The sequence below is a fragment of the Nonomuraea thailandensis genome (genome assembly GCF_024172165.1).
Lineage (GTDB): Bacteria > Actinomycetota > Actinomycetes > Streptosporangiales > Streptosporangiaceae > Nonomuraea > Nonomuraea thailandensis.
The window spans coordinates 817,539-832,450 of the sequence record NZ_JAMZEB010000002.1; the positions used below are offsets into that span (position 1 = coordinate 817,539).

Consider the following 14,912-nt stretch of genomic DNA (forward strand, 5'->3'; position numbering starts at 1 on the left):
GGTCAGCCCTCCCGCGGCACCCACTCGGGCGGGCGCTTGGCCATGAACGCCGCGATGCCCTCCTGACCCTCCGCCGAGGTGAACCGCTCGGCCGACAGCTCGGTCATCCGCTGCAGCCCTCCCCTGAACGACATCGCCGGCACCTCCCTGACGAGCCGCTTCGTGATCGCCAGCGCCTCCGGGCCGCCCTTCATCAGCATCTCCGCGTAGCGGGCCACGGTCGCGTCCAGGCCCTCGGGCGCGACGGCCGCCGACAGCAGGCCGATCTCCACCGCCCGCGCCGCGTCGAAGACCTCGCCGGTCAGGAAGTACTCGGCCGCCGCGCGGGCGCTCAGCCTGCGCAGCACCGGCACGGCGATCATGGCGGGCGCGACGCCGATGCGCACCTCCGTGAACGCGAACGACGCCGTCAGCGGCGCGATCGCGAAGTCGCACGCCGCCACCAGCCCCAGGCCGCCGGCGCGCGCGGTGCCGTTGAGCCGGCAGATCACCGGCTTGGGGCTCTCCCAGATCAGCTCCAGGACCTCCGGGAACGAGGCCGTCACCGGCGCCCCGGAGGCGCGCTGCTCCTTGATGTCGGCCCCCGAGCAGAACACGTGCCCCGTGGCGGTCAGCACGACCACCCTGGCCTCCGGCTCGGCCAGCGCCCAGCGCAGCCGGTCGGCCAGCTCGGCGAGCAGGCGGCTGGACAGCGCGTTGCGGTTGGGCGGCGAGTCCAGCGTGATCGTCGCGACGCCCCCCGCGAGCTCCCTGTGCACCAGGTCCGTCATGAGTCCCCCTCCTGGATGATCACCAGCACCGCTCCCGCGTCGACCTGCCGGCCCTTCTCCACGTGCACGACGGACACCACGCCGTCGGCCGGGGCGGTGATCCGGTGCTCCATCTTCATCGCCTCCAGGACCAGGACCGCCTGGCCCTTCACCACCCGATCGCCGGGCTCCACCTCGACCCGCAGCACGTTACCCGGCATGGGGGCCAACAGTGATCCGGGGGCGACGTGCTCGGCCGGCTCGGGGAGCCGGGGGACGGGGGTCAGCCCGGCGTGGCCGCCCGCGTGGTCGACGCACACGCTGCCCGGGTAGTGGGCGATCTCGTACGTGCGGCGCAGGCCGCCGTGCTCCAGGACCACCCGGTACGGGTCCGCGCCGACGACGGTGACGCCCTCGGGGAGCGGGTCGTAGGTCACCTCGCCGGTCTCCTCGAAGCGGATGGTGCGGGGCTGGGAGCGCACGTTCCGCCAGCCGGAGGGGAGGCCGGGGAGCACGCGGGCGCGGCTGCGGTTGAGCGCCGCCACGGCCAGCGCGGCCGCCAGCTCCGCGTACCCGGCCGCCGGCGCTGCCGGTCCCGCGTGCCCGGCCGCCGGTCCTGCCGGGGCGGCCGTGGGCCCAGCCTCGGCGGGCTTCTCCGTGGCCGTAGCCGAGGCGCGGACGGGGCCGTCGGGGTCGAGGAAGCCGGTGTGGGTGTCACCCGCCGCAAACTCCCGATTTGTCAGGATATTTACGAGCAAATCCCGATTCGTGATCAAGCCGTGCAGCCGGGCCCGGCGCAACGCCGCCACCAGCCGGCGCACCGCCTCCGCCCGCGTCGCGCCGTGCGCCACCACCTTGGCCAGCAGCGCGTCGTAGTGCGGCGACACCACCGACCCCGACTCCACCCCGGCGTCCACCCGCACGTCACCCGGGATCTCGAACCGCCGCAACACCCCGGCCTGCGGCACATGATCGTCGTCCTCGGCGTACAGCCGCGCCTCGACCGCCCACCCCACGGGCGGAGGCGGCTCGGCGGGCAGCGCGGCCCCCTCCGCCACCTCGATCTGCAGCCGCACGAGGTCCACGCCGTGCACCAGCTCGGTCACCGGGTGCTCGACCTGGAGCCGGGTGTTCATCTCCAGGAACGCCACCCGGTCGCCCTTGACCAGGAACTCCACCGTCCCGGCCCCGACGTACCCGATCGTGCGCGCCGCCCGGACCGCGGCCTCGTACAGCAGCGACCGCGTCGCCTGCGAGATCCCCGGCGAGGGACACTCCTCGATCACCTTCTGGTGCCGCCGCTGCACGCTGCACTCGCGCTCGCCCAGCGCCCACACGGCCCCGTGCCGGTCGGCCAGCACCTGCACCTCCACGTGCCTGGCCCGCTCCAGCAGCGGCTCCGCGAACACCGTGCCGTCGCCGAACGCCGCGGCGGCCTCCCGCCGCGCCGACTCCACCGCCCCGGCCAGCTCCCCGGGCCCGCGCACCACCCGCATCCCGCGCCCGCCGCCGCCCGCGGACGCCTTCACCAGCAGCGGGAACTCCTCCGGTGCGGCGAGGTCCAGCGAGGGTAACACCGGCACCCCGGCCTCCGCCATCAGCCGCTTGGCCCCGATCTTGACGCCCATGGCCGCGATGGCCTCGGGCGGCGGGCCCACCCAGACCAGCCCGGCCGCCAGCACCTCCCGCGCGAACTCCGCGCTCTCGGACAGGAACCCGTAACCCGGATGCACCGCGTCCGCCCCCGAGGCCCGGCAGGCCGCCAGCAGCCGCTCCACGTCCAGGTACGTGTCGGCCGGGCGCGTGCCCGGCAGGCGCACCGCCAGGTCGGCCTCGGCCACGTGCGGCGCGTCCGCGTCGGCGTCGGAGAACACGGCCACCGTGGAGATGCCGAGCTCCCGGCAGGTGCGGAAGACGCGGCGGGCGATCTCGCCCCGGTTCGCGACGAGCAGGCGGGTGATCACGGCCGGAACACCCCGTATCCCGCCGCCTCGGGCACCGGCGCGCTGTTGATCGCCGACAGGCACATGCCCAGCACGGTACGGGTGTCGCGCGGATCGATCACCCCGTCGTCGTACAGCCGCCCCGACAGGAAGAAGGCAAGCGACTCGGCCTCGATCTGCGCCTCCACCATCGCCCGCATCGCCGCGTCGGCCTCCTCGTCGTACACCTGCCCCCTGGCCAGTGCCGACGCCCGCCCCACGATGGACAGCACGCCGGCGAGCTGGGCCGGGCCCATCACCGCCGACTTGGCGCTCGGCCAGCTGAACAGGAAGCGGGGCTCGTACGCGCGCCCGCACATCCCGTAGTTGCCCGCACCGTACGAGGCGCCCATGACGACCGTCAGATGCGGCACGGTCGAGTTCGACACCGCGTTGATCATCATGGCGCCGTGCTTGATGATGCCGCCCTGCTCGTAGTCCTTGCCGACCATGTAGCCGGTCGTGTTCTGCAGGAACAGCAGCGGCGTGCGCGACTGGTTCGCGAGCTGGATGAACTGCGTGGCTTTCTGCGACTCCTCGCTGAACAGCACCCCGCGCGCGTTGGCCAGCACCCCCACCGGATAGCCGTGGATGCGCGCCCACCCGGTCACCAGCGAGGCGCCGTACAGCGGCTTGAACTCGTCGAACTCGCTGCCGTCCACCACCCGCGCGATCACCTCCCGCGGGTCGAACGGCACCTTCAGGTCCTCCGGCACGATCCCGAGCAGCTCCTCGGCCGGATGCACCGGCTCCGCCACGCCGGGATCCGGCGCGCGGCCCAGCTTCCGCCAGCCCAGCGAGGCGATCACGCGCCGCCCGATCCGCAGCGCGTCGTGCTCGTCCTGCGCCAGGTGGTCGGCCAGGCCGCTGACCCTGGCGTGCATCTCGGCCCCGCCCAGCGACTCGTCGTCGGACTCCTCACCGGTCGCCATCTTCACCAGCGGCGGCCCGCCGAGGAACACCTTGGCCCGCTCCCGCACCATCACGACGTGGTCGCTCATCCCGGGCACGTACGCGCCGCCGGCGGTCGAGTTGCCGAACACCAGCGCCACCGTCGGCACCCCCGCCGCCGACAGCCTGGTCAGGTCGCGGAAGATCTGCCCGCCCGGGATGAAGATCTCCTTCTGCGTCGGCAGGTCCGCGCCGCCGCTCTCGACCAGGTTCACGTACGGGAGCCGGTTGCGCAGTGCGATCTCCGCGGCGCGCAGGGTCTTCCTGAGCGTCCACGGGTTCGAGGCGCCACCGCGGACCGTGGGGTCGTTCGCGGTGATCACGCACTCGACGCCCTCGATCACCCCGATCCCCGTCACCACGCTCGCCCCGACGGGGAAGTCGCTGCCCCAGGCCGCCAGCGGCGACAGCTCCAGGAAGGGGGAGTCGGGGTCGACGAGCAGCTCCACGCGCTCCCTGGCCAGCAGCTTGCCGCGGGCACGGTGCCGCGCGACGTACTTCTCGCCGCCTCCGGCCACCGCCTTGGCCTGCTCGGCCTCCAGCTCGGCCAGCTTGGCCAGCATCGCCTCGCGCCTGGCACGGTAGTCGTCGCTTCCGGTGTCGAGTCTGGTCCTGATCACGGCGTCCTTCCGACGATCATGCCAAGCACGCTAGCCCAGGCATGGAACGAGCCGCCACCCCGTGGCGGGCGGCGGCTCGATCGACGTGCCGGATCAGCTGCAGTGACTCCAGCCGGACTTCCAGGTGTAGGAGCTCCAGGAGCCGCCCCAGATCACGCACTTCTTGGCGGCGGGCAGGCGCACCGGTCCGGCGTACGCGGTGAACGAGCCCGAGTTGTTGCCGCTGGAGCCGCCCTTGACCTGCAGGGTCGCGCTCATCTGCATCTTCTTCGGGAAGACCAGGCGTGACATCGTGACCACGCAGTTCTTGCCCGCGCTGCTGTTGTACAGCAGGTAGATCGTGGCGTTGCTGCCCAGCGCGCGCGAGTCGACGACCTTGTAACCCGCGCCGCACACCGCCGTCGGCTTGTACGTGTTCAGCTTCAGCGACGTGCCCGGCTTGTCCGCCTCGCCCGGCGCACGCCCGGTCGGCGCGGGGCCGGCGGTCTGCTTCTCCGTCGGGGCCAGGTCGGGCTCGACCAGCGTGGTCTTCTTCTTCTTGGTCGGCGACGGGGTGGGCGTGGGCTGGACGCTCTTCGTGGTGGTCTGGGGCCTGGGGGCCTCGGTGACCACCTGCGGAACCTGTGCGATGGGCTCCTTGGTCGGCTTCTTGGTCTTCTTGGTCTCATCCGGCTCGATGTCCAGCGTGGGCACCGGAGCCGCGCTGTCCGTCGGGGCCACCACCGGCGGGGACTGCTGAGCCACCGGGGGCTCGCTCGGCTGGCCCGCGCCGCCCGAGCCGCCGTCGCTCTCGTTGGCGGAGTTGCCCACCGCGACGACCGCGGGCTCCTTGCTGTTGGCCTGCACGACGATCGCGCCCGCCACGACCAGCAGCGCCGCCGCCGCGGCGCCGGACAGGGCGAGGGTCAGGGTACGGCGCTGCTTGGCGGGCACCCCGCCGTCCGGCCGCGTCCCGGCCGCCCCCGCCGGGCCACCGGCCGCACCGGGACCGGCCGGACCATGGGGCCTGCCCGGTCCGCCTCGGCCACCCGGCCCTTGAGGCCTGCCCGGACCCGCCGGGCCGCCGTGGGCTCCCGCCTGGAAGGGCTGGCCGGGGCCGTGCGAGGGCATACCGGAAGCGCCTGCCTGCGGGCCGCCGGGCCTTCCCTGCTGCGGGCCGCCGCCCGGCATTCCGGGCTGGGGCGCTCCGAGCGGCATCCCACCGGGCCCGCCCTGCGGCGTGCCACCCTGGACGGGGCCGCCGTGGGGGCCGTTTCCGGCGGGGCCGCCCTGGGGCATGCCCGCCTGCGGTCCGTTGCCCGCGGCGCCGCCCTGGCCGGCCCCGCCCTGGGGCGAGCCGCCCTGAGCCGCGCCGGCTTGGGCCGCGTTGCCCGGCAGGCCGCCGTGAGGCGCGTTGCCAGCGGGGCCGCCCTGGGCCGCCGCGGCCGCCTGGCGGCCGTAGTCGCCCGTCTGCGGCAGGGGGAGCTGCTGGGGGCCGGTCGGCTGGTGCCACGGGCCGGGGTAGTCGTCCTGCCCGGCCGCGCCACCGGGGCCGCCGGAGCCGTCAGCGCCCGCCTGAGCGGCGTTGGCGGCCGCACCGACACCACCGGCAGCGCCAGAGCCGGCCGCAGCGGCAGCCGCACCGGCGGCGCCGAAGGTGGTCTTCTGGCCGCCCGTCACCGGCTCGATGGCCGCCTTGGGCGCGGGCTGCCCCGTGAGGTGCACGATCAGCTCGTCGGCGCTCGGCCGCTGCGCGGGGTCCTTGGACAGGCAGGCGGCCACCAGGTCGCCCAGCAGCCCCTCCATCTTCCCGAGCTCCGGCTCCTCGTTCAGGATCCGGTTCATCACCACGGGAATGGAGTCGGCCCCGAAGGCGGGCTTGCCCGTGGCGGCGAACACCATCGTGACGCCCCAGGCGAACACGTCGGCCGCTTCCGAAACCTGCGCCCCGCTGAGCTGTTCGGGCGCCAGGTACGACGGCGTCCCCATGGCCATCCCGGTGGCCGTGGCCCCGGGGGAGTCGAGGGCGCGGGCGATGCCGAAGTCGATCACGACGGGACCCTCGGGCCCCATCAGCACGTTGGCGGGCTTGAAGTCGCGATGCAGGATCCCGGCCCGGTGGATGGCCGCCAAGGCGGTCGCCGTACTGATCGCCAGTCGTTCCAGGGCCGCACCCCGCCGCGGCCCCTCGTTGATGACGAGCTCGCGCAGGGACGGCCCGGGCACGAACTCGCTGACGATGTACGGCCGGCTCCCGTCCAGGTCGGCGTGGAGCACCGGAGCGGTGCAGAACCGGGCGACGCGCTGCGCCACCGCCACCTCGCGCAGGAAGCGCGTCCTGGCGTCGGCGTCCGCCACCAGGGCATTGTGCAGCAGCTTGACCGCGACCTGTTCCCCGGAGTCGCTCTTGCCCAGATAGACAACACCCTGGCCGCCCTCGCCGAGCCGGGCGACGATGTCATACGCCCCCAGCCGCCGCGGATCGTCCGCCGCCAACGGCTGGAACTGATTCACGTCGGACCCCCATCACAACCCAATAGATGAGGCAAAACGCTACCAGCGAGACCCTTGGGACGTCTGCCGGACCTATCAGAAGTTTCATGTTTTGACGAAGAAAGTCAGGCTTCCGTCGCAGGTCGTGTGCGCCGAAACGCCCAAGGTCACGGCTTGGTGAAGGCAAGATCCAATCGTCGGACGTCAGATCGCCTTGCCGGGATTGAGCAGACCGAGGGGGTCGAACACGGCCTTGATCCCCCGCTGCAGCTCGCCCGCGACGGGCCCGGACTCCAGCTCCAGCCAGCGCCGCTTCAGCAGCCCCACGCCGTGCTCCCCGGTGAGCGTGCCGCCGAGCTCCAGCGCGTCCTTGAAGACCTCGTCCGCCGCGGCCCACACCTCCGGCGGCGGCTCCACGGTGCCGTGCTCGAAGATGAAGACCGGGTGCAGGTTGCCGTCGCCGGCGTGCGCCACGGTGGCGATCCGCACGCCGTGCCGCACCGCCGCCGCCTCGATCCGGCCGATCATCTCGGCCAGCGCGGACCGCGGCACGCACACGTCCTCCACCAGGCACGCGCCCTGGCGCTCCTTGGCCCCGTACGCCAGCCGCCGCAGCCCGATCAGCTCGTCGGCCTCCTGCGGGCTCGACGAGACGGCGACGAACGAGGCGCCGTTCTCGGTGCAGATGCGCTCCATGCGCTCCACGGCGGCCTGGCTGTCGGCGGCGTCGGACTGGCCGATGAGCATGGCCTGCGTGCCGGGTTCGAGGCCGATGTTGCGCCACTCGTCGATGGCCTGCAGCGTGGCCCGGTCGAGCAGCTCCATCAGGGACGGCTGGCAGCCGGCCGCCATGATCGCCGACACGGCCGCTCCGGCGTCCCGCAGCGAGGAGAAGTCGGCCGCGAACGTCGCGGGCGGCGTGGCGGGCGCGCGCCGCAGCCGCACCGTGGCGGCGGTGATCACGCCGAGCGTGCCTTCCGAGCCGACGAACAGCCCGGTCAGGTCGTAGCCCGTGACGCCCTTCATCGTGCGCCGCCCGGTGTTCAGCACCCGGCCGTCGGCCAGCACGACCTCGAGGCCGAGCGCCGAGTCCCTGGTCACGCCGTACTTCACGCAGCGCAGCCCGCCGGCGTTGGTGGCCAGGTTGCCGCCGATGGTGGAGATCTCGTACGACGACGGGTCCGGCGCGTACATCAGCCCGTGCTCCCTGGCGGCCTTGTCCAGGTCGGCGGTGATGACGCCGGGCTCGACGACGGCGATCTCGTCGGCGGGGGAGAGCTCCCTGATCGCGGTCATCCTGGCCAGCGAGAGGATCACCGAGCCGTCGCCGGCCACCGACGCGCCCGCCAGGCCGGTGCCGCCGCCGCGCGGCACCACCGGCACCCGGTGCTCGGTGGCCCACTTCATGGTGGTCACCACGTCGTCGCGGGAGGTGGCGAGCACGACGCCGAGCGGCTTGCCGGGCTCCAGGAACGTGCGGTCGCGGGCGTAGGAGTCGATCACATCGGGGTCGGTCAGAACGCGGGCTTCGGACAGAGCGTCCACCAGGGCATCAATCGGTCTCACACTATGCACCCTATGGTTTGCGCCTTGCGTTCCTTAAGGCCAGACTGCCCGGGTGAAAGTCGGGTGCCCGGTGTGTTTGGAGACTGACCAGGTTGTCGCGGTTCCCGGAGCGGTGGCCGCCGGCACCACGTACAAGATCGGGCGGGTCAGGTTACCGGGCACGCGGGAGGTCGCGGACCTGCCCACCCAGGCGGCGCTGGGCGCGTCGAAGCACGTCATGAGCCGCACGCAGCTCGCGGTGTGGCTGTCGTTCCCCAGCCGCCACTACACGCCCTGGGCCAGGAACCAGGGGTACGTGCTGCTGCTGGTCGCGGCCCTGGTGCATCTCGTCGTGTCACTGGTGATCGCCATGGGGCAGGACCCGAACTGGGGCGAGGTGCTGCTGGCGCCGTTCTGCCTGACGGGCCTGTTCTGGGGCTTCGGCCTGCTGAACGTGCTCGGCGCGCACGGCGCCCGCAAGCGCGACACGCTGGAGGCCCCGGCCAGGGAGAAGGCCCTGGCCGTGTGGGAGGGGCTGTACTACTGCGCCCGCGACAACGTCGTCTTCGAGCCGGGCGTGGGCGTGACGTTCCATCCGAGCGAGACGCGCGAGTACATCTTCGGCTTCAGGAACGGCGGCGGCCCCCGCCCCTGAGGAGGGCGAGGGCCGGGACGGTCAGGCCTGCTCTTCGGCCACCAGGCGGACGCAGACGGCCAGGCCGTGGATGGCCTGCTCCAGCTCCTCCAGGTCCGGGTAGGTCGGCGCGATCCTGATCGTGCGGTCGTCGGGGTCCTTGCCGTACGGGTGCGTGGCGCCGGCGGGGGTCAGCGCGATGCCCGCCGCCTTGGCCTTGGCCACCACCTCGGCGGCGTGCGGCACCTCCAGGCTGATGAAGTAGCCGCCCCGCGGGCTCGTCCAGGTGGCCAGGTCGCCGAGCCGCTCGCTCAGCACCTTGTCGACCAGCTCGAACTTCGGCCCGATCAGCTCGGCGTGCTTGCGCATGTGCGCGGCCACGCCGGCGCCGTCACGCAGGAACTCCACGTGACGGAGCTGGTTGATCTTGTCGGGGCCGATGGACTGCTTCGAGGTGTTGTGCAGGAACCACTTCACGTTCGCCGGCGAGCCGCCGAAGAACGAGACGCCGGAGCCGGCCAGCGTCACCTTCGAGGTCGAGGCGTAGACGAACACCCGGTCGGCGTTGCCGTGCCCGGCGGCCAGCGCGAGCAGGTCGGCCAGCTCGTCGGGGGTGTCGGTGAGGTGGTGCACCGCGTACGCGTTGTCCCAGAAGATCCGGAAGTCGGGCGCGGCCGTCGGCATGGCGGCCAGCCTGCGCACGGTCTCGTCGCTGTAGGTGATGCCGGACGGGTTGCTGTACTTCGGCACGCACCACATGCCCTTGACGCTCGCGTCCTCGGCCACCAGGCGCTCGACCACGTCCATGTCGGGGCCGTCCGCGTTCATCGGGACGGGGACCATCTTGATCCCGAACCGCTCGCAGATGGTGAAATGCCGGTCATAACCGGGGACGGGGCACAGGAACGTGATCTCCGGCTCCTCGACCCACCGGCGCGCGGCGCCCGGCACCGGGGTGAGCAGCGCGTGCACCACGGTGTCGTGCATCATGGCCAGGCTGGAGTTGCCCCCGACGACGAGCTGCTCCGCCGGCACCCGCACCAGCGGCGCGAACAACTCGCGCAGCTCGGCCAGGCCCTGCAGGTTGCCGTAGTTGCGGCCGTCGGTGCCGTCGGCCGCCTTGTACGTCGTGGGCAGTTTCAGCAGATCGTCAGAGAGGTCGAGCTGGCGCGGCGACGGCTTTCCCCGGGTGAGGTCGAGCGAGAGCCCTCGCTGGACGAGGTCGGCGTAGTCACTCTGGGCGGTCACGAGCATCTCCTCCGATTCTGTGTGGCCTACGAAGGATAGAAGATGTCACCAGGTAGGCCGGTAAGTATCCGGAATGTGGACCGGGCGGGGTCAAAGCTTTCGCGGGCGAATAACAAAGAACGCCTAGCCGAGCGGCGATCGTTGGCGTGGAATGGGTAGATCGGGGCAGGCACAACTCCGCGTCGGAGGGAGCAGCCGTGACGACCGTTCGAGAGACCTCGATCGAGCAGGTCAGGCGCCGTCGCACCGGGACCGTCATCGCATCCTGGCTGTCGACGACCGACCACAAGGTCATCGGGTACCTCTACCTGATCACCTCGTTCGGGTTCTTCCTCGTCGCCGGCGTCATGGCCATGTTCATCAGGGCCGAGCTCGCCACGCCCGGCATGCAGGTCGTCAGCCAGCAGCAGTACAACCAGCTGTTCACCATCCACGGCACGGTGATGCTGCTGCTGTTCGCCACCCCGCTGTTCGCCGGGTTCGCGAACGTGGTGATGCCGCTGCAGATCGGCGCGCCCGACGTGGCCTTCCCGCGGCTGAACGCGGTGGCGTACTGGCTGTTCCTGTTCGGCGGGCTGATGGTGCTCGCCGGGTTCTTCACGCCGGGCGGGGCGGCCGACTTCGGCTGGTTCGCGTACACGCCGCTGGCGTCGTCGATCTACTCGCCGCAGGTCGGCGCGGACCTGTGGATCATGGGCCTGGCCCTGTCGGGCCTCGGTACGATCCTCGGCGCGGTCAACTTCATCACCACGATCATCGGCATGCGGGCGCCCGGCATGACGATGTTCCGGATGCCGCTGTTCACCTGGAACGTGCTGCTGACCAGCATGCTCGTGCTGATGGCCTTCCCCGTGCTGGCCGCGGCGCTGCTGGTGCTGGAGTCGGACCGCAAGCTCGGCACCCAGGTCTTCCTGGCCGACAACGGCGGGCCGATGCTCTGGCAGCACCTGTTCTGGTTCTTCGGCCATCCCGAGGTCTACATCATCGCGCTGCCGTTCTTCGGGATCATCACCGAGGTCATCCCGGTCTTCAGCCGTAAGCCGATCTTCGGCTACATGAGCCTGGTCGGGGCCACGATCGCGATCGCCGGGCTGTCGATGACGGTGTGGGCGCACCACATGTTCCCCACCGGGCAGGTGCTGCTGCCGTTCTTCTCGTTCATGACGTTCCTCATCGCGGTGCCCACCGGGGTGAAGTTCTTCAACTGGATCGGCACGATGTGGCGCGGGCACCTGACGTTCGAGTCGCCCATGTTGTTCGCCGTGGGCTTCCTGGTGACGTTCCTGCTCGGCGGGCTCACCGGGATCATCCTGGCCTCGCCGCCGCTCGACTTCCACATCACCGACACCTACTTCGTCGTCGCGCACTTCCACTACGTGGTCTTCGGCACCGTCGTCTTCGCCATGTTCGCCGGGTTCTACTTCTGGTGGCCGAAGATGACCGGCCGCATGCTCGACGACCGGCTCGGCAAGGTGCACTTCTGGACGCTGTTCATCGGCTTCCACACCACGTTCCTCATCCAGCACGTGCTCGGGCAGCTCGGCATGCCCAGGCGCTACGCCGACTACGGCGTGGCCGACGGCTTCACCGCGCTCAACCAGGTCTCCTCGGTCGGCGCGTTCCTGCTGGGCGCCTCGACGCTGCCGTTCCTCTACAACGTCTGGAAGACCGCCAGGCACGCGCCCAAGGTCACGCTCGACGACCCGTGGGGCTACGGCAACTCCCTGGAGTGGGCGACGAGCTGCCCGCCGCCGCGCCACAACTTCACCTTCATGCCGCCGATCCGCTCCGAACGGCCGGCCTTCGACCTGCACTACCCGCACGAGAAGCTCGATGAGAAGCCCGACGGGAAGCCGGAGACAGGCGAGGCGGGCACCCCGGAGGTGCCGCCGCGCCATGACGCACCCGGCTGACCCTCCTCCATGATGTTTCGCCTATCTAGGGAGATCGGCGATGACAGGCACGAAGATTCCCTTCGACCCCGAGACGGCCCCCTGCGGGAAGAAGTCCGGAGGTGATCGCCTCGTCGACGACGACGGCTACGGCCTGGTCATCCGCGACCAGTTCTTCGACTGCGGCTGCCGCCGCATCCGGCACGAGTACCACGACGGCAGCATCCACCTGTCGGCCATCCGCCACGACGGCAAGCGGGTGAAGGACCCGATACAACCCGACCACGGGAAGTGACGTAAATGATCGATGTGCTCATCGTCGGGGGAGGCGGAGCCGGGCTGCGGGCGGCTGTCGCGGTCGCCGAGACGGATCCTTCGCTGAAGGTGGCGGTCGTGTCGAAGGTCTATCCGATGCGCAGCCACACCGTCTCCGCCGAGGGCGGCGCCGCCGCGGTGATCGGCGCCGGCGACACGCTCGACGAGCACTGCTACGACACGATCTCCGGCGGCGACTGGCTCTGCGACCAGGACGCGGTGGAGGCGTTCGTGGCCGAGGCGCCCAGGGAGCTGATCCAGCTGGAGCACTGGGGCTGCCCGTGGAGCCGCGAGAGCGACGGCCGCGTGGCGGTGCGGCCGTTCGGCGGCATGAAGAAGATGCGCACGTGGTACGCCGCCGACAAGACGGGCTTCCACCTGCTGCACACGCTCTTCCAGACGACCCTGAAATATCAGGACGTCATCAGGTACGACGAGTGGTTCGTCACCAAGCTCGTCGTCGACGACGGCCGCGTCCACGGGGTCGTGGCCGTGGAGATCAGGACCGGCCGCATCGAGACCATCCCGGCCCGGACCGTCATCCTGGCCACCGGCGGCTGCGGCAAGGTCTTCCCCTTCACCACCAACGCCGCCATCAAGACCGGCGACGGCATGGCCCTGGCCTACCGGGAGGGCGCGCCGCTGAAGGACATGGAGTTCGTTCAGTACCACCCCACCGGCCTGCCGTTCACCGGCATCCTCATCACCGAGGCGGCCAGGGCGGAGGGCGGCTGGCTGATCAACAAGGACGGCTACCGCTACCTCCAGGACTACGACCTGGGCAAGCCCACGCCCACCCCGAAGCTGCGCAGCATGGAGCTGGGCCCGCGCGACCGGCTGTCGCAGGCGTTCGTGCACGAGCAGCACAAGGGCCGCACCGTGGACACCCCGTACGGGCCCGTCGTCTACCTGGACCTGCGCCACCTCGGCGAAGGCAAGATCGACGCCCGCATCCCGTTCGTGCGCGAGCTGTGCCGCAGCTACCAGAACCTGGACCCGGCCACCGACCTCATCCCGGTGCGCCCGGTCGTGCACTACATGATGGGCGGCGTCCACACCGACCTCGACGGCGCCACCCCGATCGCCGGGCTGTTCGCGGCCGGGGAGACGGCCTGCGTGAGCATCAACGGCGCCAACCGGCTCGGCTCCAACTCGCTGCCCGAGATCCTCGTCTTCGGCCGCCGGGCGGGCATCGCGGCGGCCGCCTTCGCCAGGGAGCACCGCGACGCCGAGCCGCCCGCCGTGCGGAGCCAGGGCGGCGACGAGCGGCGGCGGTTGGAGCGGGCGCGCGAGGGCAGCAGACACGGTGAGCGGATCGCCGACCTGCGCGAGCAGATGCAGCACACGCTCGAAGGAGCCGCCGGCATCTACCGCACGGGCGACGAGCTGGCCAAGGCCGTGGACACGCTCGCGGACCTGCGCGAGCGGGCCGAGGAGGCGCGCGTCGACGACACCAGCACCGCCTTCAACACCGAGCTGATCAACCTGCAGGAGCTGCACAGCATGCTGGAGATCGCGCAGACGGTCGTGGCCTGCGCGCTGAACAGGCAGGAGTCGCGCGGCGCGCACCAGCGCACCGACTTCTCCGCCAGGGACGACGAGGCGTTCCTGGCGCACTCGCTGGTGCACCGCGCGCCCGACGGCACGCCGTCGGTCGGCCTGCTGCCCGTGACGATCACCCGCTGGCCTCCGGGAGAAAGGGTTTACGGCCGTGACTGACACGACGCAAGCGGTACGGCAGGCGGCGGGCACCCGGACGATCCGGATGGAAGTGGCCAGGTATCGTCCAGGGCAGGACGCCGAGCCGGTGTTCCAGGGCTACGACGTGCCGCTCATGAGCGACTGGGCCGTGCTCGACGGCCTCAACCACATCAAGGACCAGCTCGACGGCAGCCTGTCCTACCGCTGGTCGTGCCGGATGGGCGTGTGCGGCTCGTGCGGCATGACCGTCAACGGCGAGGCCCGGCTGACCTGCGGCACCTTCCTCACCGAGTACGGCGAGGGGCCGGTGCGGATCGAGCCGCTGAAGGGGTTCCCGGTGATCAGGGACCTGGTGGTGGACATCGACGACTTCCTGGCCAAGCTGTCGTCCGTGCGGCCCTGGCTGATCAGGGAGGGCGAGGACCTGCCGCTGACCGCCGAGTACGCCCAGACTCCCGAGCAGCTGGAGGCGTACAAGCAGTACAGCATGTGCATCAACTGCCTGCTGTGTTACTCGGCCTGCCCGGTCTACGTGCTCGACCCCGACTTCCTCGGCCCGGCGGCCATCGCGCTGGCCCAGCGCTACAACCTGGACTCGCGCGACATGGGCGACCGGTTCGACGTGCTCAGCCAGGACGACGCGGTGTGGGGGTGCACGTTCGTCGGCGAGTGCACCCGGGTCTGTCCCAAGCACGTGGACCCGGCCGAGGCGATCCAGCGTTACAAGCTGACCGCGGCCCTGCGCTCGGTGCTGCCGTGGAGCAGACGGTGAACGGGGAGCGAGCGGTGAACGGGGAGCGAGC

The 14,912-nt window shown here is 71.4% G+C and carries 11 protein-coding genes; 5 read left to right on the forward strand and 6 right to left on the reverse strand.

Annotated features, from left to right (window positions below; translation table 11 throughout):
- Positions 1 to 2: 2 nt before the first annotated feature.
- The 5 genes from HD597_RS07795 to HD597_RS07815 form a co-directional block, all read right to left on the reverse strand.
- Positions 3 to 770, reverse strand: a complete 768-nt coding sequence (locus HD597_RS07795) for an enoyl-CoA hydratase-related protein (RefSeq protein ID WP_253741059.1) — start codon at positions 768 to 770, stop codon at positions 3 to 5.
- The gene (locus HD597_RS07800; RefSeq protein ID WP_253741060.1) at positions 767 to 2,713 is read right to left on the reverse strand and encodes an ATP-binding protein; all 1,947 of its coding nucleotides are present in this window, start codon (positions 2,711 to 2,713) and stop codon (positions 767 to 769) included. Before HD597_RS07800 ends, HD597_RS07795 begins: the two co-directional genes overlap by 4 nt.
- Entirely contained in the window at positions 2,710 to 4,245 is a 1,536-nt protein-coding gene (locus tag HD597_RS07805; protein ID WP_253759264.1) for an acyl-CoA carboxylase subunit beta, read from the reverse strand. The genes HD597_RS07800 and HD597_RS07805 overlap by 4 nt, the downstream gene beginning before the upstream one ends.
- Positions 4,246 to 4,395: 150 nt before the next feature.
- Positions 4,396 to 6,795, reverse strand: a complete 2,400-nt coding sequence (locus tag HD597_RS64285; RefSeq protein WP_308210575.1) for a serine/threonine-protein kinase — start codon at positions 6,793 to 6,795, stop codon at positions 4,396 to 4,398.
- 183 nt (positions 6,796 to 6,978) lie between these two features.
- Complete coding sequence (locus HD597_RS07815) at positions 6,979 to 8,340, reverse strand: FAD-binding oxidoreductase (protein WP_253741061.1); 1,362 nt, start codon at positions 8,338 to 8,340, stop codon at positions 6,979 to 6,981.
- Between the two features lie 76 nt (positions 8,341 to 8,416).
- On the opposite strand from HD597_RS07815, the gene HD597_RS07820 reads away from it, so the two are divergent.
- Positions 8,417 to 8,974, forward strand: a complete 558-nt coding sequence (locus HD597_RS07820) for a hypothetical protein (RefSeq protein ID WP_253741062.1) — start codon at positions 8,417 to 8,419, stop codon at positions 8,972 to 8,974.
- A 21-nt stretch (positions 8,975 to 8,995) separates the two neighbouring features.
- On the opposite strand, the gene HD597_RS07825 is transcribed toward HD597_RS07820, so the two are convergent.
- Positions 8,996 to 10,207 carry an aspartate aminotransferase type Ic gene (locus HD597_RS07825; protein ID WP_253741063.1) on the reverse strand — a complete coding sequence of 404 codons (1,212 nt, stop codon included), beginning with the start codon at positions 10,205 to 10,207 and terminating at the stop codon, positions 8,996 to 8,998.
- Positions 10,208 to 10,398: 191 nt separating this feature from the next.
- Between HD597_RS07825 and ctaD the strand changes: the two genes are divergently transcribed.
- The 4 genes from ctaD to sdhB are packed head-to-tail and all read left to right on the forward strand — an operon-like array spanning position 10,399 to position 14,881.
- Positions 10,399 to 12,114, forward strand: coding sequence for an aa3-type cytochrome oxidase subunit I (gene ctaD / locus HD597_RS07830; RefSeq protein ID WP_253741064.1), 1,716 nt, complete (start codon positions 10,399 to 10,401; stop codon positions 12,112 to 12,114).
- 40 nt (positions 12,115 to 12,154) lie between these two features.
- Complete coding sequence (locus HD597_RS07835) at positions 12,155 to 12,388, forward strand: hypothetical protein (protein WP_253741065.1); 234 nt, start codon at positions 12,155 to 12,157, stop codon at positions 12,386 to 12,388.
- Positions 12,389 to 12,393: 5 nt separating this feature from the next.
- On the forward strand, positions 12,394 to 14,127 hold the full coding sequence (frdA, locus tag HD597_RS07840) for a fumarate reductase (quinol) flavoprotein subunit (protein WP_253741066.1): 1,734 nt from the start codon (positions 12,394 to 12,396) through the stop codon (positions 14,125 to 14,127).
- Entirely contained in the window at positions 14,120 to 14,881 is a 762-nt protein-coding gene (gene sdhB / locus HD597_RS07845) for a succinate dehydrogenase iron-sulfur subunit (protein WP_253741067.1), read from the forward strand. The genes frdA and sdhB overlap by 8 nt, the downstream gene beginning before the upstream one ends.
- Positions 14,882 to 14,912 lie beyond the last annotated feature (31 nt).

What these genes read in the sequence shown, in the direction of transcription:
- HD597_RS07795 (WP_253741059.1), bottom strand. Translation starts at nt 770, where the DNA reads ATGACGGACCTGGTGCACAGGGAGCTCGCGGGGGGCGTCGCGACGATC.
- HD597_RS07805 (WP_253759264.1), bottom strand. Translation starts at nt 4,245, where the DNA reads ATGCTGGCCAAGCTGGCCGAGCTGGAGGCCGAGCAGGCCAAGGCGGTG.
- HD597_RS07825 (WP_253741063.1), bottom strand. Translation starts at nt 10,207, where the DNA reads ATGCTCGTGACCGCCCAGAGTGACTACGCCGACCTCGTCCAGCGAGGG.
- HD597_RS07835 (WP_253741065.1), top strand. Translation starts at nt 12,155, where the DNA reads ATGACAGGCACGAAGATTCCCTTCGACCCCGAGACGGCCCCCTGCGGG.
- frdA (WP_253741066.1), top strand. Translation starts at nt 12,394, where the DNA reads ATGATCGATGTGCTCATCGTCGGGGGAGGCGGAGCCGGGCTGCGGGCG.